The organism is Aminivibrio pyruvatiphilus (assembly GCF_004366815.1).
Taxonomy (GTDB): Bacteria; Synergistota; Synergistia; order Synergistales; family Aminobacteriaceae; genus Aminivibrio; species Aminivibrio pyruvatiphilus.
Map to the genome: position 1 here is coordinate 1 of NZ_SORI01000016.1, position 20,825 is coordinate 20,825.

Genomic DNA, 20,825 nt, shown 5'->3' on the forward strand with positions numbered 1-20,825 from the left:
AAGACCTGAAAAACCTGAAAAAGGGTAAGAAAGAAAGGAAACGGGGAAACGAAAACAGTTCATTTCCCCGTCCGGGGAGTTATCCCTTTACTTGAAGGAAAGAACCTGCGGATTTAGGGACATGGAGACCAGGACCTTTTTCCGGAACACGCGGTTCCAGATGAAAGCCTTTCAGCCTTCTTTATTGTGTTCAAAAATACAACAGAAAATGGGACACCATTCTTTGACAAAATACAGCGTGCATGGTATTTGTTATTTGCTGTGTGATATATTTGACTTTCGCCAGTTGTTGTTTTTTGATTCACAACATATCAGACCGAGCATCCGTCCCGAACGCCGGGGAAAGGAGGCCTGCAGGGAATTCCGGCTCCATTCGCTAAGAAGGCCGTTTTTGGAGAGCACCCGGAAGGGTGTCCATGTCCAGCAGAAAAAGGAGATGACCATGGTGAATCAGCGATTAACCAAGATAGGCGTTTCAATCCTCATTCTTTTCGCCCTGATGCTTTCCCCCCTGTCCATGCAGACCGGTTTCGCCCAGAGCAAGGAAACCGATGCCGAAAAGGCACCCTTCATGTACTCCCTGGCGGCTACCTGGGAAGGGAAGGGAATCGTCCGGTACCGCATCGCCGTCCAGCCTGCGGAGGACACCGTTCTTGAAGGCCTGAAGATCGTTGCGGCAAACCCGGCGAAGGGGAAAGTTTCCGTGGTGACCGCCGGAGCGGCCGCAGCGGAGGACAAAGTGGTCCTCGCGATGGACAAGACAACCCCGGGAAAGGTACCCATGCTTGAGTACACCGTCCTCACAGACGCCGCAGGTCCAGACGCGGTGAAACCCGTCTCCGCGGAAATCTTCTGGAAGGACAACGGGAAGGACGTCTCGACGAAGACGGACGCCGTGGGCGGCGACGGTTTTGTGGGCGGCGAATGCACGGTCATCGACAAGTATGCCCGTACCCCCGAGCTTCCGAAGTATTACCCCTCCGGCAAGGACCTCGGTGTGCTGACCGGCTCGTGGTACGAGATGGGGGTCCAGTACGGCGAACGCTCCGGCCGTGAGATCGTCGATTTCTTCGACTACCGGTTCGGTGCCCACGTGGAGAAATACGGTCTCAAGCACCTGCTCGAGGATATCAGCCGCTACGAGGCCCAGGCGAAACTCTTCTTCCCCGAGGGACTCGAGTTCGCCAGGGGCATCGGCGACGGTGCAGAGAAATTCCTCTCCCAGTCGAAGTTCCACGGAGACATTTCCAACTACCTCAAGATCGTCTTCATGAACTGCGACAACTGCCTCTTCTACGGACACCCCGGACCTGCGGACGCCGACCACGGCCTTCCTCCCAGCAGGCTGGCCGACGTCAGGGAAACCTCACCGGTCCAGGACGCCTGCTCCATGATCGCCCTTCTCGGCTCGAAAGGAGCCACCGCCGACGGCACCTCCATGCTGGTCCACAACAACGACGGCGACTTCATCGACGAGACCTGGAGATATACCTACATCGCCGCACCGACGAACGGCAACGCCTTCTGGTCCTCCACCACGCCGGGCAAGTTCTTCGACATTATGGGTGCCAACAACCAGGGACTGGCCATGGCCCTCACCGTGGGAGGAAACAAGACCTGGATCCCCAGCCAGAACATCTATGAGCGGGCCTTCGGCGTCACCTTCCAGTACATCCTCCTCAAAGCCCTTTCCACGGCGAAAAGCGTTCCCGAAGCCCTTGAGCTGGTGACAGTGGCAACTCCTGAATACCGCAAGGCCACGGGAAGGAAAACGCTCCTGAGAACCCGGCACAACAACTACATCATGCTGGACAAAAACGAGGCCCTGGTGGTCGAAGTCACGGCCAACAGGTATGCCGTCCGGCGGCCCGGCGACTACGGCGAGGATCCCGGCTACATCGTGGCCACCAACCACTTCGTGGCCGACCACAGCTACGACGTCAACAACGAGAAGACCGAATTCCCCATGACCTTCTTCGGAGACGACGTGTACGCCCCCATGAGCGCCACCCGCTACTACACCGGGTTCTGGCAGGCCAAGATGAACTTCGGAAAGCTCGATGCAGACAAGATCCGGAAGATCTGGACCTCCCACTCCTACATCACGAAGAAGGGCGAGCTCGTGGAAAAGATCACCGACGGGAAACAGTGGATTTCCGCCCATCTTGCCAGCAACACCGTCTGCAGCCATGACGGCGGGTACCCGGAAAGCTACATCGGTTCGACCACGGACACCAAGATCGTGACCGTGGACTTCAACCAGGTCCGGTACTCCGTGGGCAGGCCCTGCGAGTACGAGGGAATGCCCAGGATTTTCGATCTCCACCCGTACAAATAGAAAACGCCAGTGCACAGGGAAGCGGACCCTCCGGGGTCCGCTTCCTCTTTTTCGGGCCCCGCCCACCCATTTCCGGAAAAAATCCCCTTGCCCTTCCGCCCCGGGGAGGATACGCTAGTGTGCATTCATGGAGATACAAAGGAGGCGATCCCGTGAAACCGGGACCAACAGCCCTTGATCAGTTTGTAAAGGCGACGGATTTCCTCCGGAAAAGGGCCGCGGAAGAAGGCAGGGACGCATTCCTCGCCCTCCTTCCCGAAGAGGGAATTCCCGGGGCCGGGGACACCCGTACGGCTGCGGCCCGTGCGGAAAGCCGGGCCCTGGAGGTTGCCTCGCCCGGTTTCGCCCGGGTCCTCGGCCTGGAGGACGAAGGGAAGGCAGCTCTCTTTGCGCTGAGACTGCAGGAGCACCTCCCCCCCTTTCCGGTATCCGCACCTGCAGTGGACCGGAGCATCCCGCCTCTCCGGACGGGGCTGGCTGCCGCAGCGGGGGCCCTGATCGGCATGGGGCTTATCTCTCCTCTCACGGCCCTCTTTTTCGGCTCCCGGGAGGCGGGATTCCTTCTCGGCGCGTCCCTGGGGGCCTTCGGCCTCTCCCTGGCCGCCCTCCGCCTTCCCGAAAACCGGAAGCTGCTCTGGGCACTGGCGGCCCTCCTCGGCCTGGCCACACTCCGGGAGGCTCTCGTCTTCCTCGGGTCAGGATCCCTTCTCTCCCGGGGCTGGAAGCTCATCCGGACGAACCGGGGCTCCCTTTCCCGCCTTGTGCTCTTTCCCGTCCTCCTGGCCCTGGTGCTCCTGCTCGGCGGAAGAACGGAACAGATAGACAGGAGGGCCTCGGCAGAGAGAATCAAAGAAGACCTCTCCTCCTGGCTCGAAGGGGCCGCCCGGGTGGCCTTCCTGATGGGGACTACTGAAACGGGTGCCGGATCAGCCCCCGCCGGCGGGGAACTGGCTGCCCTCGCGGCGAAAATTCTCACCCTGGAGGGGGCTGCCCAGGACGACCTGGCTGCCGGAATGGACGAACTCGCCGGGGACATCCGCAATCTCGGCTTCGGCAGCGGCGGGGAGACGGGGGAATTCGCCTGGGATCCCCAGGCGGCGGACCGGTTCGAGGTCTTCGGGTATATCGAACCGGGCGACCGGGTGAGGGTGGAGCGCCCTCCCCTCATGAAGGACGGCAGGGTTCTCCGCCGGGGGCTGGTGCGGAAGGTGCGCAGGCCATGAGCGGCCGCTCCGTGCTCGCCGCCGATTTCGGCACCACAAAGACCTACTTCTCCAAGTGCCCCGGTGACGACCCCTCGCCGGTGAGCATCGATTTCGGTGACGGAAGGGACGGTATCCCCTCCGCCATCCTCTACAGGGAGGGGAAGGAGCCCCTGGTGGGGCAGACGGCCCTGGACACCTACGGCGAGGCCTCACCGGAAGAGCGGCGCACCCTGCGTCTGCGCACCAACTTCAAGGCCGACCTCGTCCGTTCGGAAGCGGCAAGAGCCGCGGCAGCCGACTTCCTGTCCGCCGTGCTTGCCGGTGCGAGAAAACAGCATCTCGACCTGGAGCCGGACCGACGGCAGGTTCTGTTCGGCGTTCCAAGCGAGGCGGACGATTCCTTCCGGTCCGCCCTCCGGGAAACGGCCAGGCGGGGGGGCTTCGGCCTCCCGGATCTCGTGGACGAGCCGAAGGGGGCCCTGCTCTACCACATCAGGCAGGGGGACATTTCCGCCGAGCAGGCCCTGGAGGGCGTCCTCGTGGCGGACTTCGGGGGCGGCACCTGCGACTTCGCCTTCCTGGAAGGAGGGAAACCGGTCCACTCCTGGGGGGACATGAACCTGGGCGGGCGGCTTTTCGACGACCTCTTCTACCAGTGGCTCCTCGACCGGAATCCCGGCCTGGAAGAGAAACTGGAGGAACAGGGATCCGCCTACTTCGTCCAGTCCCACCTCTGCCGGGAAGCGAAGGAGTTCTTCTCCCGGTCCATGGCCCGGGACAGGGACGAAGCCGTATCGAAGGTCCTCCCGGGCTACGGGGGAATACGGAACATGACGTGGGCGGAATTCCGGCGCCGGGGATCCTCCTGGTCCCCCTCGGCCTTTCTGCGGCGGGAGGCGCAGGGGGAGGGCGGCACAGGATTTCCGGCAGAAGGTGCGGACCTTTTCGGCCTGTTCAGGGAGTGCCTCCTCTCGGGACTGAAAGAGAAGGGGATCGATCCCCTGAGGATCACCCTGGTCATCCTCGCGGGGGGGAGCAGCCTCTGGCCCTTCGTCCCGGACATCCTCAGGGAGGAACTCCGCTTTCCCCTCCCTGCACCACAGGCTCAGGAGGGGAGAACCCTTCTCCGGAGCGAACGGCCCTATGCCGTCATCTCCATGGGACTGGCCCTTCTCCCGGCTCTGACGGCGAAGTTCGCCTCCGTCAGGGAGGCGCTCGCTTCGGAGCTTCCCGGCTTTCTGGAGCACGAGATGGGGCCCGTCCTCGCCAGGAGGTGCGCCGCCGTGAAGGAACGCATCCTCGCCGGGGCGGGGAACGAATTCTTCCGGAAGAAGCTGCGCCCCCTGCTGGAGGAGTTCCGGAACGCGGGGGGATCCCTCGCGTCCCTCCGGAGGCGGCTCGACGAACGGCTCGCCGCGGAGGCTCCCCTGCTCCGGAAAAGCCTGGAGCATAATTTTCCCCTGGTGCTTCCAGGCCTGGCGGAGGAAACCCGGGAGCTCACCGTCCGGTGGTTCGCCCGCCACGGCGTCGCGGCTCGTCCGGGAAGGGCCTCCCTCAGCGCCGGGAACGGCCGGAAGGAAGATTCCATCTCCCTTGAAATTTCGGGAATGGACGGCGTGGTGAACGTCCTCGCCGGAGTTCTCGGCAGCCTGGTCACCGCCGGAGGGGCCCTGCTCTGCGGGGGCTCCGGCGCGGCACTGGTGGCCGCGGGCCCGGTGGGGCTGGCGGTGGGCGGAGCTGCCGGGCTTGCCCTGTCGGTACTCCTGGTGCGGTGGGGACGGGACAGGGTGAAGAAAATGGCGGAGGAGATTCCCCTCCCCCCCGCTGCCGCCGTTCTTCTCATGACGGAAGCGGGCGTGGCGGAAGCGGAAAGGAACCTCGAGGAAGCCATGGGAGCCTGGCTTGATTCCAGGCTTGCCGCGACCAGGAAAGAGCTTGAAGATCATGTCCGCACCCTGGTGGCGGACGAACTGAAATCCCTGACGGAGATCGGAGGGCTGCGGCCGGCCCCCTGACCCGAGCCGAAGGAGGAACCGCCATGGAATGGACCGCCTTTCTCACCTATGTTCTCATCGCGTCCCACACCCCGGGACCGAACATCATCTTCGCCATGAACACCGCCAGAATCCACGGCTTTTTCGGAGCCCTGCCCCTGGTGTCCGGCATGATCTCCGGGCTCGTGATCATAATGACGGGCTGCGCGGCCTTCAACCTGCTGCTCGTCCGGCTTCTCCCGGCAGTCCTCCCCTGGTTCAGGGCGGCGGGGGCGGCCTACATCCTCTGGCTCGCATGGAAGATCGCCTTCCCGAAACCGCGGGAGGGAGGGGAAGAAGGCTCCGTTCCTGCGGCACCCGGCTTCCGGCAGGGATTCGTCCTTCAGTTCCTGAACCCGAAGGTCATCCTCTTCGGCCTGACGGCCCTCTCCGCTTTCGTCATTCCATGGACATCCTCGAAAGCCTGGCTCTTCGGGACCGGCCTCTTCCTCGCCCTGGCCTGCTCGAGCGGAGTGACGGTCTGGACTGCCCTCGGTGCGGCCCAGAAACGGATCATGTCCAGACAGGGGCGGGCCGTGGATCTGATCATGGGCGGCCTGCTCGCCTGGTGCGCCTTCTCCGTCTCCGGCCTCGGAAATATCATCTTCCGGTAACGGTTTTCAGGGAACGGCGTCTCCGGGCGACAACCTACGCACCGCTTCCACCTCACTGACAGCAGCACAAACTGCGAAAGAGTGAAAGAGGGGGCAATTTTCCTGCCCCCCTTGGAGCGGACGCTGATGCCCTCCGGAACGGGACCGAAATTCTCTTCTCTGTTTTTCTTCCTGCAGTTTCTGTCCTCACACCTTCAGTCAGGGTTTCACAGAGTGCAAGCGGAGCCTGATAGCACCGAATTATGTTTTCGTGCTACTATATGGCCGTCCAGGTTCATCATCCGAAAAGGAGTGGGCTTTCATGAATCGGTTCCGCACGTGCTTCCTGTACGTCTTTGTTTTTCTCTCCATCACCATCCCGGCATGTGCCGGTGAGATCACCGTGACCGACAGCCTTGGCCGGTCCGTCGCCGTCCCGGCTTCCCCGGAGCGGATTATCGGCTCGGGGTCCGGGGCGCTCCGGCTGATCGTCTATCTTCAGGCCCAGGACAGGGTGGTCGCCGTCGACTCCGCCGAACGACGGGTTCCCGGCCTTGCCGTCCTGACGTCGGCCCGGCCCTATTCAATCGCCAATCCCCAATTCCAGGAGCTTCCCGTCTTCGGCGAGTTCCGGGGGATGGACAATCCCGAACTGATCGCCGGGCTCGCCCCCCAGCCCCAGGTGATCTTCAAGGTCTCCCCCCTCTCGGGCCCTCATCCGGACCATCTCACCGCCAAGACGGGCATTCCGGTGGTAGGCCTGAAGTACGGCAACCTCACCGACAAAAGGGAGGAGTTCTATTCTTCCCTCCGCCTGATGGGAAAAATCCTCGGTAAAGCTGAACGGGCTGAGGAAATCATCGCCTTCTTCGAGGGACACCTGGCGGAACTTGCGGCCCGCACGGCGGACATCCCCGGCGGCAGGCGCCCCTCCTGCTATATCGGCGGCGTGGCGTCCCGGGGAGCCCACGGCTTCACCTCCACGGAGCCCGGATACCCGCCCTTCCTGTACACTGGGGCGAAAAACCCGGCGGCAGCGCCGGGAGAAAAGACGTCGGCCGTCGTCCAGATTTCAAAAGAAAAACTCCTCGAATGGGATCCGGATATCCTCTTCGTGGACCTGAGCACCACCACGGCCGGGGAGCAGGCAAACGCCCTCCACCAGCTCCGGCACGATCCGGTCTTCTCCTCCCTGGCCGCAGTGCGGGAGGGGAGGATATGGGGTGTCCTGCCCTACAATTCCTACACCATCAACTACGGGTCGGTGCTCGCCAACGGCTATTTCGTCGGCAAGGTCCTCTGCCCCGAACGGTTCGAAGACGTGGATCCTGCGGCGAAGGCCGACGAGATCTTTACGTTCCTGGTGGGAAAGCCGGTCTTTTCGGTCATGAACGAGGGGTTTTCGGGGCGGGTTTTCTCGAAGATCATTCTTGAGGAGTAGCGCCGTGCATCTGGAAGGACACGGCCTCTCCCCGGACTACGAACGGCACGTGGGGCGCAAGAGGATCTTTCTTTTCGGACTGGCGGCCGCCTGCCTGGTGATGGGAATTTTCTCCGTCTCCCGGGGGGCCGTCTCCATCCCTGTCGCCGACGTGGTGAGCACCCTCCTCGGCGGCGGGGAGGCGAAATGGCGCATCATCGTGCTGAACATCCGCCTTCCCCAGACCCTCGCGGCCCTCCTTGCGGGCGGAGGTCTCTCCCTGGCGGGGACGGTGATGCAGTCGGCGCTCCGGAACCCCCTGGGCTCCCCCTTCACCCTCGGCCTGTCCAACGCCGCGGCTTTCGGCGCCGCCTTCTCCATTATCGTGCTGGGAACGGGCAGCATGCAGAGCAGCGCCGTAAACGCCGTCACCATCGTCAACCCGTGGCTGACCACCGGGGCGGCCTTTCTCTCGTCTCTCCTCTGCATGGGGATCGTGCTCGTCATCTCGTCGGTCACCAGGGGCATGCCGGACGTAATGATCCTCGCGGGGGTGGCCCTCAGCTCCCTCTTCACCGCGGGGACCATGTTCCTGCAGTACTTCGCCGACGACAGTCAGATCGCCGCCACGGTCTTCTGGACCTTCGGGGATGTCTCCCGGGCCTCCTGGCGGGACATTCCCCTTATGGGAGGCCTGCTGGCCGCGGCCTTTCTCCTGTTCTTCCTCCGCCGGTTCGACCTCAACGCCGTCGACTGCGGCGACGAGACGGCCCTTTCGCTGGGAGTCCCGGCGTCCCGGATCCGCATGGAGGCCATGGTGGTCACGTCCCTGCTGTCGGCGGTGATGGTGGCTCTTCTCGGAGTGATCGGCTTCGTGGGGCTGGTCTGCCCCCACATGCTCCGGCGCTTCCTCGGGTCGGACCACCGCTTTCTCATCCCCGGATCGGTGCTGATGGGGGGACTGCTTCTGCTGGCCGCCGACACGGGCGCCAGGCTCGCCTTCGCGCCCCGGACCCTCCCGGTGTCCGTGTTCACGGCCTTCCTGGGGGCGCCGGTCTTTCTCGCCCTCATCGCCCGGAGGCGACGGACATGATCCTCTCGGTGAACGGAATCTCCTTCGCCTACAGGGGAGTGCCTGTGCTCGAGGACGTGACCTTTTCCCTTGCCGAAGGAGAGATGGCGGCGCTGCTGGGCCCCAACGGCACGGGAAAAACGACCCTGCTGAGGACGATCAACGGCATTCTCCGCCCCGCGGGGGGTACGGTGCTCATGGAGTCCAGGGACGCCCATGTTTGCCCTCCCCGGGAACGGGCGAAGTTTTTCGCCTACGTTCCCCAGCGTGGGGAACCGGTCAGGCTCACCGTCTTCGACGCCGTGCTGCTCGGCCGCCGGCCCCACCTGGGGTGGGCCGTGGAGCGGCGGGATCTGGAAAAGGTGGAGTCCGCCCTCGAAAGCCTCTCTCTTGAACGGTTCGCCCTCCGCTATCTTGACGAGCTCAGCGGAGGGGAGTTCCAGAAGGTCCTCCTGGCCCGTGCCCTGGTCCAGGAACCCCGGGTACTGCTCCTCGACGAGCCCACGAGCAGTCTCGACCTGAAAAACCAGCTCGACATGCTGGCCGCCCTCAGGAAAGTGGTCAAGGGGCACGGCGTGGCCGCCCTCCTGAGCCTCCACGACCTGAACACCGCCTTCCGGTACGCCGACAGGCTGCTCTTCCTGAAGGACGGATGCATCCGGGGGATGTTCCTTCCGTCGGAGGTTCCGGGGGAAATCATCGCCGATGTCTACGGCGTGCCCGTGGACATCGTCCGCCACAAAGGCGTCCCCCTGGTGGTGCCGTCGTGACTTCCGGCGCCCTCTTCCGCCCGGAAAAGGGCGCAGCGTTCACTTCTCCGGCAATGCACGGGAAAAACCTTTCTTGTTTTTCATTCCCTGCATCACCCCCGCAAGGGCTCCGTATCATAGCACGGAACAACATACACTTCCTTTTCTGATTACCGTGCCCTGGAACATGCTTTCCGAATAGATCATTTACACAACAAGAGGCGGCGTATTGTATGCCCCTCCGGTCAATCAGCATCCTCCGCATGCATATATAGAAATTTTTGCATGTTTATGGTCATGTGATATGATGCATTGTATTAACATAAAATTCACTTCATCTGTTTCTGTCTTGTATTCCAGGTATTTGGAGTGGCTGAACGCAACGAACCGTTTCCTCCGGCTGCAGGAAAAACAGGCATGAGGAATACACGGCGCCATCGAAGGGTCTAATGCCGCACTCCCGGCTCCGTCCGTCGGATTCGGAAGTGTGGCATTTGTAAAGTTTCCGGTTCCGGGATTTTCCCCCTGAAAAGAATTATGTAATTCACGGACGATCAAACGAAGCGACTCTCGACGAAAGATTGCCTATCCTGACCGAAAGGCGGTGAATACGATGTTCAATACCTTATACCGTCTTGGAGCGGCCCGCTTCCTCCTGTACTTCGCCGCAGTGTTCCTTCTTTCCGGGACGGGACCATCCTGCGCTTCTCCGCAGTATGAAGAATTCAACTGGGAAGCTCTTCCGGTGCACCTCCTCTTTGAAAACCACGGAGCCCCCATGATGCTGCTCGACCCGGAGACGGGGGTCATCCTCCACGCAAACCGTGCTGCGCGGATTTTCTACGGCTACCCGGATCTCTCAGGAATAAATATCAGCCGGATCAACACCCTTTCTCCCGAGGAGATTTACCGCGAGATGCAGCGGGCGCGCAGCCAGAAGGAGAACCACTTCAACTTCCGCCACAGACTGGCGGACGGTTCCGTCCGGGACGTGGAAGTCTACTCCTACGCCGTCACCGTTGAGGGACGGGACCTGCTTTACACCGTGGTAATCGACCGGACGGAGGTAGCCGCAGCCCTTGGGGCGCTGAAAAAACGAAACTTATGGATCGTCGGACTGCTGGTCGCCGCCATTCTGGCCCAGTCCGGCGTTCTTCTGCTGCTGTCGAGGGCTGTGGCACGCCGGAAAAAAGCGGAGAGCGCACTCGAAAAGCAGCTCGCTTTCGCCCGCTCGCTGATCGAAGTCATCCCCAATCCTGTCTTCGTAAAAGACAATACGGGGCGCTGCCTGAGCTGCAATGAGGCTTACAGGAAAATGACGGGACAGCCGGAGCAGGAAATACCTGGAAAACCCGTCCAGGATATTCATTCCATGGAGAAAGATGACGAATGCTGGGAAAGGGACGATGAAGCCCCTGTTTCACATGGAACACGGAAATATGAACGGCAGACGATGAACAAGGCTTCGGGTGAACGCAGAACCGTTATTTTCAACGAGGCTCCCTTCCTTGACGAAAGAGGGGAAATTGCGGGCCTCGTCGCCGTCATCACCGACATTACGGAACGGAAGCGGGCCGAGGAGGATCTCCGGAGAACCCGCGACTACCTCGACAAGCTGATCCAGCATGCCAACGCACCGATCATCGTGTGGGGCAGGGATTTTCGAATCATTCGGTTCAATCACGCCTTTGAGCACATGACAGGATATTCCGCCGATGAAGTGCTCGGCCGTCGGCTTGACATCCTCTTTCCCGACGGAAGCCGCGAACAGTCTCTCGAACTGATAGAGGAAACTCTCGGCGGGGAATTCTGGGAGATGGTCGAGATACCTATCAGGCGCAAAAGCGGCGAAATCCGCTTTGCCCTGTGGAATTCGGCAAATGTCTTCGCCGACGACGGAGCCGACCTCATTGCCACCATCGCACAGGGTGTCGATATCACCGAACGAAAGCTCGCCGAGGAACGGCTCCGGGAGACCCTTGCCAACACCCGCGTGCTCCAGAAGGAAGCCGAGTCCGCCAACCGGGCGAAATCGGCCTTCCTGGCAAACATGAGCCATGAAATACGCACGCCCCTCAACGGCGTCATGGGCTTCATCGAGCTGCTCGCTGATACGCGGCTCGACGACACCCAGCGCGAGTACATAGGCCATATCAACACCTCCGCCCATCTTCTGCTGGATATTATCAGCAACGTTCTCGACATTTCAAAAATCGAGGCGGAGCGGTTCGAGCTGAATCCCGTTCCGTCGGACATTCGCCGGCTGATTGAATGCTCCCTCGTTCCCGTCCGTACATCCGCCGACAAAAAGGGCATTCTGCTTTCCGCACGAGTGGAGGAGAACGTTCCGGCGAACGCCGTCTTCGACCCTGTCAGGCTGGAACAGGTACTCGTCAACCTGCTGAGCAACGCCGTCAAGTTCACGGACAGGGGAAGCGTGGAACTTCTGCTGAGCTTCGCCCCGCTGGCGGAAAACCGGGGAGCCTTCACCTTCTCCGTCAGGGACACCGGTATCGGTATTTCGCCCGGGGAGATTAAGCACATCTTCGACCCCTTCTACCAGGCTGACTCGTCCAAAACGCGAAAATACGGCGGAACCGGGCTCGGACTTTCCATATCCCGGCGCCTTCTGCAGCAGATGGGAAGCTCGCTCGAGGTGGAGACCGCTCCGGGCCGGGGAAGCAGATTCTTCTTCACTGTGTGCCTGCCGTGCGAATCAGGAACGGAAGAGGCAATTCCGGCAGACCGCAATGCCCTTCCCCAGGGAAACCCAGTCCCGTCCGGGACCGGGAGCTTAAAAGAAAAAGCCGTCATACTCATTGCCGAGGACGAGCGGGTGAACAGGAAGATGCTCTCCCTACTCCTCTCAAAACTCGCCCCTTCCGCCTCCCTGGTACAGGCCGAAGACGGGGAACAGGCCGTCGCCCTCTTCCGGGAACACAGGCCGGACCTCGTTTTCATGGATCTCCAGATGCCCGGGAAAGACGGTTTTCAGGCGACCGCCGAAATCCGGGCGATGGAGACGGAAAAGACTCCAGCGGAGAGGCGTTCCTTCATCGTCGCCATCACGGCAGACGCCCAGCGGGAAACCAGGGAAGAGTGCCTCGCCCGGGGGATGGACGCCTACCTCCCGAAACCGCTGCAAAGGGAAGAAATCAGGGCAGTCCTCGATCACTGCCTCGGAACGGAGAGACCATAGAGAGGAACAACGAATTCCGGCCCCCGGCGAAAAAAGGTTGAGCCGGAACAGCATCCCCCTCAGGGCAGGATCCGGACCTTTTTCAGCGACCTGCCGCAGTCCCGCAGCACCGTGGCGTCGCCTTTGATCCTGCCCAGGAGGGCTCCCGGCGACGCCATTTTCGGCTCGCTTCCGGAACTTGCCGGGGTGGGGCCGAAAAAGATGCACAGGGCGTTGCCCGCGGGCCAGAGAGCCACGTCGCCGATTTCGAAGACGTCCTGGAGTCTGTCGGCGCCGGAGTCCACCTTTTCATTCAGGGTGCCGTAAAACTCGTCGCCCCAGCGGGACATGGAAATCTCCTGGGGCAGCGTCTTCACAAGGTTCCGGGCGGCGTCACCGCCGCAGAGCTCCACTTCGAAGGTGTGCTTTTCCGTCTGGATGATCTTGATCACGGGCCTCCTTTTCGATTTATCCGCCTTCATTCTATACCACGGCCGGACGCTGTATGCAGAAGAGGGATCCGTGGTACAATTTAAGAAAACGGAACCGAAGGGAACGTGGGATCAGCATGATGGAATCTCCCCTGGCTTTTCTCGCCGGAGAGAAAGAAACATCCTCCGGCCCCGTCAGGCGAACTCTGGAGTTTGCCCTTTTCGACCTGGACGGAACCCTCATCGACAGCGAAGACAATCACTACGAAAGCGACCGGATCCTCCTCTCCCGGCGGGGCATTTCCTTCTCCAGGGAAGACAAGGCCGCCTACGTGGGAAAGGACATCTACGAGATGGTCCGGCGCATCAGGGCCAACTACGGCCTGGAGGACGACGTGCAGGCCCTCGTGGACGAGAAGAACGCCCTGTACCGGAAGATCGCGCTTACGTCGAGCAGGCTCTATCCGCCCATGCAGCCCCTTCTGGAAGGACTCGCGGAAAGAGGGCTCCCCATGGCGGTGGCCACGGGATCCAACAGCGCCATCGCCTCGGAAATCCTTGACGTGCTGGGCGTCCGCTCCTTTTTCACCCATATCGTCTCCTCGTCGGAAGTCCGCCGGGGAAAGCCCGCACCGGACATCTTTCTCGAGGCCGCCCGGAGAATGAACAGGGCCCCTGAAGCATCAGTGGTCTTCGAGGACACGAAATACGGCGTGGAGGCGGCCCTGAACGCGGGAATGACCTGCGTCGCCCTGCCCGCCCCCGGTGAGAGGACCGACGATCCGCTCTTCCGGAAAGCCTCATACCTCGTATCCGGAGGACCTGACGCCCTGGACACGGGCGACTTCTTCAGATGGCTCGACCCCCTTCTGTAACCGCCCGCCCTCCCCGGGAAATCCGCGGGGAGGGCTTTTCTCTCCCGAGGATCCCGGGGCCCCAGGACCCGGCACTATTGAGAACAATGGATTCTGCCTGGGGCATTCTTTTCCTGATATAATACCGCCACGGCCCGGAAAAACCTTTCCGGCCCACAGACCCGGAAGGAGCGTCTCCCATGGCGGAAAAACCGCAGGCTGCGGCAGACAACATGGAAAAGGTCGTTCAGTCCGCCGGAGAGCGGGTGTTCTTCCGCACCTTCCTCCAGACCATGGCTCCTGTTTCTCTGCTCCTGGTCCTCCTTTTCGCCGTTATCTTCGGTGTTCTGCTCCCCCTCCTCGAAAAAAGCCACATGGCGGAAAAAAGAAATCTCTGCAAAAACCTCATACTGGTGCAGCTCCATTATCTCGACGCCCTGCACAGGGAGGAACTCGCCGGGAACATCCCGCCGGGGGAGGGACAGGCCCGGGCTCTCGCCCGCATCCGCTCCCTCCGCTTCGGCGAGGAGGACAAGGACTACTTCTGGATCCTCGGACCCGAAAGAACTCTCCTCGTGCACCCCTACCGGACCGACCTCGAGGGCGTGAATCCCGACACCGCCGCCGGCCCGGACGGCGTTCTTCTCCGCCAGCTCTTCGACAGGATCGAAATCGCCGTCTCGTCCCCCGAGCGGGGAGGAATAGTGGATTACCAGTGGCACTTCAAGGACGATCTGAACTCCATCGCCCCGAAAACATCCTACGTGGCCCTTTTCGAACCGTGGAACTGGATCGTGGGAACGGGAGTCTACATCGACGACGCGGAAAAAAGCATCGCCGCGTGGAAAATGCGGTTCGTGGCCGCAGGGCTCCTTTCCATCGCCGCCGCGGGGGCGGTCTCCCTCTTCCTGAGCATCAGGGCGGCCATCCTGGGAAAAAAGGCAGCCCAGGCAGACCTCCTGGACCGGAGCCTGAAGGAAAAAAACAGTGAGCTTGCCCGTTCGGAGAGCCAGCTCGCCCTCATCACCCAGATCTACCGGAACGCCGCCGAGGGAATCATCATCACAGACGCAGCCGGACGCATCCTGGAGGTCAACCGGGCCTTCTGCGCCATCACGGGGTACGGTCCCGAAGAACTGATAGGCAACACCCCGGACATGCTGAAGTCGGACAAGCACGGCCCCGACTTTTACCGGGAAATGCGGGACGCCCTCAGGCAGGACGGCCACTGGTCGGGAGAGATATGGGACCGGCGGAAGAACGGAGAGGCCTTCCCCTCCAGGCTGAACATCTTCGCCTACAGGGACGGCGAGGGAAAAGTGACCCGCCACATCGGCGTCTACCAGGATCTGAGCGAGCTCCACCGGAGCCGGAACCTGCTGCAGCACGAGGTGAACCACGACGGCCTGACGGGCCTGCCCAACCGCTTCCTTTTCCATGACAGGCTCTCCCTCGCCCTCTCAAGGGCCCGGGAGAAGCGGCGTATCCTCTCGGTGGTCATGATCGGCCTGGACCGGTTCGGCGCAGTGAACAAAACCCTGGGCTACCCTGTGGGGGACGGGCTGCTCCAGGAAGCGGGGAAGAGGCTCGCCGGTGCGGCCGCCGAACCCGGTGCCGTCGCCCGCTTCGGCGGGGACGAGTTCGTCGTCCTGCTCACCGGGGGAGGCACCTATTCCTCCTGCCTCCGGACGGTGGAACGGATGCTCGCGGCTCTCAGGAACACCTTTTCCGTGGGGGACCATTCCTGCAGGATCACCGCCAGCGCCGGAGTCACGTTTTTTCCCCGGGACGGGGAATCCCCGGAGGAACTTCTCCAGAACGCATCCCTCTCCATGGAGCGGGCCAAGCGGGAAGGGGGGAACACCTGGAGGCTGTTCACCGAAGACCTCGACAGGAAAGTCCAGCACAGGATGCGCCTCGAAGCCGACCTTCGGAGGGGATTCGACGCCGGGGAGTTCCACCTTTTCTACCAGCCCAGGATCAGCCTGGAAGAACGAAAAACCGTGGGGCTGGAGGCCCTGCTCCGCTGGACTTCGGGGGACGGGACCATGATCCCTCCCGACGCCTTCATCCCCCTGGCGGAGGAAATCGGTGAAATCCGCGCCCTCGGCGCTTTCGCCCTTGAAAAGGTCTGCCTCCAGTGGGTGGAGTGGTCCGCCCGGGGCATGGAAATTCCCGTGGCGGTAAACCTCTCGGCGAAACAGATATCGTCGCAGTCTTTCGTGAGAGATGTCCTGGAAACCGTTGACCGGACGGGCATGAACCCCTACCTCCTCCAGTTCGAGATCACCGAGTCCGCCTTCATGGAGGACCCGGACCACGCCCAGGAAGTCATGGCGGAGCTGGGAGCGAAGGGGATCCGCTTCTCCCTGGACGACTTCGGCACGGGTTTCTCCTCCCTCTCGAAGCTCCGCATGCTGCCCATATCGGAACTCAAGATCGACCGATCCTTCATACTGGACATGGAAAGCGAAAAAACCAGGGGTGTGGTCTCCACCATGATCCATCTCGCCGGAAGCCTGGGGATGGAACTGACCTTCGAAGGCGTGGAAACCAGGGAACAGCTCGAAAAGCTGAGAAGCCTCATTCCCGGGGGGATGTCGGCTTCCATCCAGGGCTACCTCTTCTCCCGGCCCCTGCCGCCGGAGCGGATTCCCCAGTTCCTCGCCTCGGAGCTTCCGGACGTTTTCTGAAAACAGAGAAATTTCCCTCCCCCATTGCACTCCTGCGAAAAAGCCTTATTATGATGTATCTGATTTCACAACCGGTCCGGAAATCCGGCCAAGGAGGGTCCTTCGTGCTTCCCTGCATCCAGCACCACCGCCCATACCGTCAGATAGCCGTCGCCGCGTTCCTCGCGGCGGCGTTTTGCTTGCTTCCCGCCTGCTCCCGGGCATCTGAGGAGCCTCCACCCGCCCGGGCGGCGGCTCTGCCCTTCTCCTTCGACGATGTGAAGAACAAGGCTGAAGAACTGGCATCCCGCCCTTTCGAGGACCCGGAGGGTCAGGTTCCCGATTTTCTTCTGAACATCAGCTACGACCAGTGGCGGAAAATCCGGTTCCGACCTTCGGAAGCTCTGTGGAGGGACGAAGGTCTGCCCTTCGAAGTGCAGTTTTTCCATCCCGGCCTTTTCTACAACCGCCTGGTGGCCGTCAACATCGTTGACCGCGGCCAGGCGGCCAAAATCCCCTTCTCTCCGTCCGCCTTCGAATACGGGGATGAGGAATTCGCCGCGAAGGTCGCCGGGACGCCCCTTGATTTCGCCGGTTTCCGCATCCACTACAACCTGAACACCGGAAAGTACAAGGACGAGGTCGCCGTCTTCCTCGGGGCCACCTACTTCCGTGCCGTGGCCCGGGACGTGCAGTACGGCCTGTCGGCCAGGGGGCTTGCCGTGGACACGGCCCTCCAGTCCGGGGAGGAATTTCCCTACTTTCGGGAATTCTGGATTGAAAAGCCCGGGGAGGACAGCGATTCCATCACCGTCCACGCCCTCCTCGACAGTCCGAGCCTCGCAGGAGCCTGCACCTTCACCATCACTCCGGGAAAAGAGACGGCCATGGACACCGAGTGCGTCCTTTTCCTGAGGAAGGACGTCCAGAAGCTGGGCATCGCCCCCCTGACGAGCATGTTCCTCTACGGGGAGACGGAAAACGGCCGGCAGGGGGATTATCGCCCCGAGGTCCACGATTCCGACGGCCTCCTGGTCCATACAGGGTCGGGGGAATGGATCTGGCGTCCCCTGGCCAATCCGGAGCGCCTCGCCGTGGTGCCCTTTCCTCTGGAAAATCCCGCCGGTTTCGGCCTGATGCAGCGTGACTGGGTTTTCGACCATTACCAGGACCTGGAGGCCCGGTACGAACGGCGCCCCTCCCTCTGGATAGAGCCCCTGGGGAACTGGGGACCGGGACGGGTGGAACTGGTGGAAATTCCTTCGGAACTGGAGATCCACGACAATATGGTGGCCTACTGGGTTCCCGAAAAAATGGCGGAGAAGGGTCCTGACGGCCGGCCCGTCAGCGACGTCCGGAAATACCCCCGGAAGATGTCCTTCGCCTACCGGATGCGGTGGCTGAATCCCAGGGAAACCCTCCACACCATTGGAAGGGCGGCGGCGACCCGGATTGCCGCAGGCCCCCGGGACGGAAGCCTTCGCTTCATCCTGGATTTCGAGGGAGGAGAGCTGGAGAACCTGCCGGCAGACGCCGGGCTGACAAGCGTGGTCACCCTGGACGAGGGGGCCAGGCTTCTGGAGAAACAGCTTCACAAGAACGAAGCCACAGGGGGATGGCGGCTCGTCCTCACCGTCGCCGTAGAACCGGAAGGGGCATTCAAGACCCTCTTCCCCACGGCCCCGGCGCGGCCCCTCATTCGCCTTTCCGCCCTGCTGAAAAAGGGAGAGAACCTCCCCGAGCCTCTCACGGAGACGTGGACCTATGACATCCGCCCCTGAGACCGGAACGGAACGGCCCGCCGCTTCCTCCGATGACTGGCGCTATTCCAGGGACAGGGTTCTCCTCTATGTCCGGGCCCTCGACCTGCCCCCCTTCAGGGGGCTCGACCTCGCCGTGGAGAGCCTCAAGTCCGCAGGCCCCGCTTCCGCGTCGGAGGCCATGAAAAAGCTCCGGGAGCTCCTGGCGGAAAACGGCCTCGACCGGGGAATCCGGGACGGAGAAGGACGGCACCTCGCCTCGGTTCCGCCCCTGAACAGGGGGGTCATGGTAGCCGCCCCTCTTGAGCGGGCACCATGGAAATCGGCTTTTGCCCGCTTCCTCCGCCGGTGGAGGCGGAATCTTTTCGGCCCCTGGGAGAGAAACGGCCATGCGTGACGCCCCGATACCCAATCCTGCATGGAACCGCGCCGCCAGCTGGCGGCGCATCCTCCTTATCGCCCTGGTTCTCCTGCCCACGATCGCAGCCTCCCGGACCATGGCGGCCCTGCTGCCGTCCCGGGGCGGCACGGCCCTGGAACTCCTCCTCGTCGTTGTGTTCGCCGTGCTGTTCGCCTGGATTTCCGTAGGCTTCTGGACGGCCTCCATGGGCTTCGTCCTCCTGCTGTTCAAAAACAACCGGTTCTCCGTCTCCCGGGCCTGCGAGGGGATGGACTTGACCATCGCGGACAAGAGTGCCCGGACCGCCGTCCTCATTCCCATCTACAACGAGGACGTCAGGCGTGTGCTGGCGGGGCTCCGCACCGTCTATACGTCCCTCGGGAAAACCGGCTCCTCCGACCGGTTCGACTTCTTTCTGCTGAGCGACACCACAGACCCCGACATCTGGGTAGCGGAGGAGGAAGGGTGGCACCGGTTCTGCCGGGAGGAAAACGCCTCGGGACGGGTATTCTACCGCAGGCGCTCCAGCAACTCCCGGCGGAAGAGCGGGAACGTGGCAGACTTCTGCCGCCGGTGGGGAAAGAACTACCGCTACATGATCGTCTTCGACGCCGACAGCATCATGGCAGGAACCACCATGGTCCGCATGGTGCAGATCATGGAGGCCCGGCCGGACATGGGCATTCTCCAGACGCCTCCCGCCGGAGTGAACAGGGAAACCCTCATCGCCCGGGCCCAGCAGTTCGCAAACCACGTCTACGGCCCCATGTTCGCCGCAGGCCTCCATTTCTGGCAGCTGGGCGACGCCCAGTACTGGGGGCACAACGCCATCATCCGGACGGAGCCCTTCATGAAGCACTGCCAGGTGCCCCGCCTTCCGGGAAAGGGCCCCCTGGCGGGCGACATCCTCAGCCACGATTTCGTGGAGGCCGCCCTCATGCGGCGGGCGGGCTACGGCGTCTGGCTGGCCTACGACCTCGGCGGAAGCTGGGAGGAAACCCCGCCCACCCTTCTGGACGAGCTGAAGCGGGACCGCCGGTGGTGCCAGGGCAACCTCCAGCACACGCGTCTGCTCTTCACCAGGGGCTTCTTCCCGGCCCACCGGGCCCTGTTCCTGAACGGAATCCTCTCCTACGGCTCCGCCCTCCTGTGGCTGGCCTTCTTGCTGCTGAGCTCCGCCCAGGCCGTGGCGGAAGTCTTCTTCGAGCCGGTGTACTTCACCGGAACGAAGACCCTCTTTCCCCAGTGGCCCGTGTGGCACCCCCACTGGGCGCTCACCCTTCTCGGCTCCACGGCGGTGCTGCTGTTCCTCCCCAAGCTTTTCAGCATGGTCCTGATACTGCTGAAGGATCCCTCGGCGCGCTCTTTCGGCGGCAGGGCGAACCTCGCCTCGGGCATCCTGCTGGAAGTGGGGCTCTCCACCCTCCTCGCCCCGGTGAGAATGATCTTCCACAGTCTCTTCGTGGCCGCCACCCTCCTGGGAAAAAGCGTGGGGTGGGGCACCCAGTCCCGGGACGACCGGGGGTCATCCTGGAGCGAGGCGGTTTCCGCCCACTGGTGGGGAACCCTCTTCGGAGCCCTCTGGGGAGCTCTGGTCTACCTGGCCAACCCGTCCTTCTTCCCGTGGATCTCCCCCATCGTGGTCTCGCTGGTCCTCTCGGGGCCCCTCTCGGTCTTCACGAGCCGGGCATCCCTCGGGAGAGCCTTCCGGAACGCCGGGCTGCTTCTCATCCCGGAAGAGGTGGAACTTCCCGCCGAACTCGCCGCCCTGGAGGAAAATCTCAGGCGGCCGGAGCCCTATTCACCCTTCGCCATCCCGGGGAGAGAGGGCTTTCTCCGGGCGGTGACGGAGCCCCTGGTCCATGCCCTCCACACCTCTCTGCTGCTGCGCTACAGAAAGGGCGCTCCCGCAGCGGAGGCGGCGCAGGAGCACCTGGTGGAAAAGGCCCTTGCCGGAGGCCCCGGCAGCCTCACCGCAGGGGAAAAGATGAAGCTCCTGAAGGACCCCCGCCACCTGGCGGAACTCCACCGCCGGGTCTGGGAACTGGAGGACCGGGAGGCGGCAGCCCTCTGGGGGCTGGTCCTGCCCCCCGCCGGTCGGGGATAGCGAACACCTTAAT

Annotated in this window: 14 protein-coding genes; 13 read left to right on the top strand and 1 reads right to left on the bottom strand. The window is 62.4% G+C overall.

Features of this window, described 5'->3' with window-relative positions:
* Window positions 1-445: 445 nt before the first annotated feature.
* The 8 genes from C8D99_RS11025 to C8D99_RS11060 all read left to right on the top strand — a co-directional run bounded on the left by C8D99_RS11025 (window position 446) and on the right by C8D99_RS11060 (window position 12,609).
* Entirely contained in the window at window positions 446-2,338 is a 1,893-nt protein-coding gene (locus C8D99_RS11025; RefSeq protein ID WP_166670146.1) for a C45 family autoproteolytic acyltransferase/hydrolase, read from the top strand.
* 152 nt (window positions 2,339-2,490) lie between these two features.
* Window positions 2,491-3,561: a hypothetical protein gene (locus C8D99_RS11030; RefSeq protein ID WP_133958248.1), complete on the top strand. Its 1,071-nt coding sequence runs from the start codon at window positions 2,491-2,493 to the stop codon at window positions 3,559-3,561.
* Complete coding sequence (locus C8D99_RS15685; protein WP_133958250.1) at window positions 3,558-5,558, top strand: Hsp70 family protein; 2,001 nt, start codon at window positions 3,558-3,560, stop codon at window positions 5,556-5,558. Before C8D99_RS11030 ends, C8D99_RS15685 begins: the two co-directional genes overlap by 4 nt.
* Window positions 5,559-5,581: 23 nt before the next feature.
* On the top strand, window positions 5,582-6,190 hold the full coding sequence (locus C8D99_RS11040; RefSeq protein ID WP_133958252.1) for a LysE family transporter: 609 nt from the start codon (window positions 5,582-5,584) through the stop codon (window positions 6,188-6,190).
* A gap of 301 nt (window positions 6,191-6,491) precedes the next feature.
* Window positions 6,492-7,610 (top strand): iron ABC transporter substrate-binding protein, encoded by a 1,119-nt coding sequence (locus tag C8D99_RS11045; protein ID WP_133958254.1) that lies wholly within the window; start codon window positions 6,492-6,494, stop codon window positions 7,608-7,610.
* A 4-nt stretch (window positions 7,611-7,614) separates the two neighbouring features.
* Window positions 7,615-8,682 carry a FecCD family ABC transporter permease gene (locus tag C8D99_RS11050; protein WP_243833905.1) on the top strand — a complete coding sequence of 356 codons (1,068 nt, stop codon included), beginning with the start codon at window positions 7,615-7,617 and terminating at the stop codon, window positions 8,680-8,682.
* The gene (locus C8D99_RS11055) at window positions 8,679-9,431 is read left to right on the top strand and encodes an ABC transporter ATP-binding protein (RefSeq protein WP_133958255.1); all 753 of its coding nucleotides are present in this window, start codon (window positions 8,679-8,681) and stop codon (window positions 9,429-9,431) included. Before C8D99_RS11050 ends, C8D99_RS11055 begins: the two co-directional genes overlap by 4 nt.
* A 592-nt stretch (window positions 9,432-10,023) precedes the next feature.
* Window positions 10,024-12,609: a PAS domain S-box protein gene (locus C8D99_RS11060; RefSeq protein WP_133958258.1), complete on the top strand. Its 2,586-nt coding sequence runs from the start codon at window positions 10,024-10,026 to the stop codon at window positions 12,607-12,609.
* A 59-nt stretch (window positions 12,610-12,668) separates the two neighbouring features.
* On the opposite strand, the gene C8D99_RS11065 is transcribed toward C8D99_RS11060, so the two are convergent.
* A complete protein-coding gene (locus tag C8D99_RS11065; RefSeq protein WP_166670147.1) occupies window positions 12,669-13,040 on the bottom strand; it encodes a cyclophilin-like fold protein in 372 nt (123 codons plus the stop codon).
* Window positions 13,041-13,156: 116 nt separating this feature from the next.
* On the opposite strand from C8D99_RS11065, the gene C8D99_RS11070 reads away from it, so the two are divergent.
* The 5 genes from C8D99_RS11070 (at window position 13,157) to mdoH (ending at window position 20,812) form a co-directional block, all read left to right on the top strand.
* Window positions 13,157-13,894, top strand: a complete 738-nt coding sequence (locus tag C8D99_RS11070) for an HAD family hydrolase (RefSeq protein WP_166670148.1) — start codon at window positions 13,157-13,159, stop codon at window positions 13,892-13,894.
* A gap of 179 nt (window positions 13,895-14,073) precedes the next feature.
* Window positions 14,074-16,566, top strand: coding sequence for an EAL domain-containing protein (locus C8D99_RS11075; RefSeq protein WP_133958264.1), 2,493 nt, complete (start codon window positions 14,074-14,076; stop codon window positions 16,564-16,566).
* Window positions 16,567-16,670: 104 nt separating this feature from the next.
* Entirely contained in the window at window positions 16,671-18,326 is a 1,656-nt protein-coding gene (locus C8D99_RS11080) for an OpgD/OpgG family glucan biosynthesis protein (protein ID WP_243833906.1), read from the top strand.
* A complete protein-coding gene (locus C8D99_RS11085; RefSeq protein WP_133958266.1) occupies window positions 18,310-18,702 on the top strand; it encodes a hypothetical protein in 393 nt (130 codons plus the stop codon). The genes C8D99_RS11080 and C8D99_RS11085 overlap by 17 nt, the downstream gene beginning before the upstream one ends.
* Entirely contained in the window at window positions 18,695-20,812 is a 2,118-nt protein-coding gene (gene mdoH / locus C8D99_RS11090; protein ID WP_133958268.1) for a glucans biosynthesis glucosyltransferase MdoH, read from the top strand. Before C8D99_RS11085 ends, mdoH begins: the two co-directional genes overlap by 8 nt.
* Window positions 20,813-20,825: the final 13 nt, after the last annotated feature.

Bases quoted from the DNA above. Each gene is read 5' to 3' on its own strand.
- C8D99_RS11055 (WP_133958255.1), top strand. From the start codon at position 8,679: ATGATCCTCTCGGTGAACGGAATCTCCTTCGCCTACAGGGGAGTGCCT.
- mdoH (WP_133958268.1), top strand. From the start codon at position 18,695: ATGCGTGACGCCCCGATACCCAATCCTGCATGGAACCGCGCCGCCAGC.
- C8D99_RS11085 (WP_133958266.1), top strand. From the start codon at position 18,310: ATGACATCCGCCCCTGAGACCGGAACGGAACGGCCCGCCGCTTCCTCC.
- C8D99_RS11075 (WP_133958264.1), top strand. From the start codon at position 14,074: ATGGCGGAAAAACCGCAGGCTGCGGCAGACAACATGGAAAAGGTCGTT.
- C8D99_RS11070 (WP_166670148.1), top strand. From the start codon at position 13,157: ATGATGGAATCTCCCCTGGCTTTTCTCGCCGGAGAGAAAGAAACATCC.
- C8D99_RS15685 (WP_133958250.1), top strand. From the start codon at position 3,558: ATGAGCGGCCGCTCCGTGCTCGCCGCCGATTTCGGCACCACAAAGACC.
- C8D99_RS11060 (WP_133958258.1), top strand. From the start codon at position 10,024: ATGTTCAATACCTTATACCGTCTTGGAGCGGCCCGCTTCCTCCTGTAC.
- C8D99_RS11040 (WP_133958252.1), top strand. From the start codon at position 5,582: ATGGAATGGACCGCCTTTCTCACCTATGTTCTCATCGCGTCCCACACC.
- C8D99_RS11045 (WP_133958254.1), top strand. From the start codon at position 6,492: ATGAATCGGTTCCGCACGTGCTTCCTGTACGTCTTTGTTTTTCTCTCC.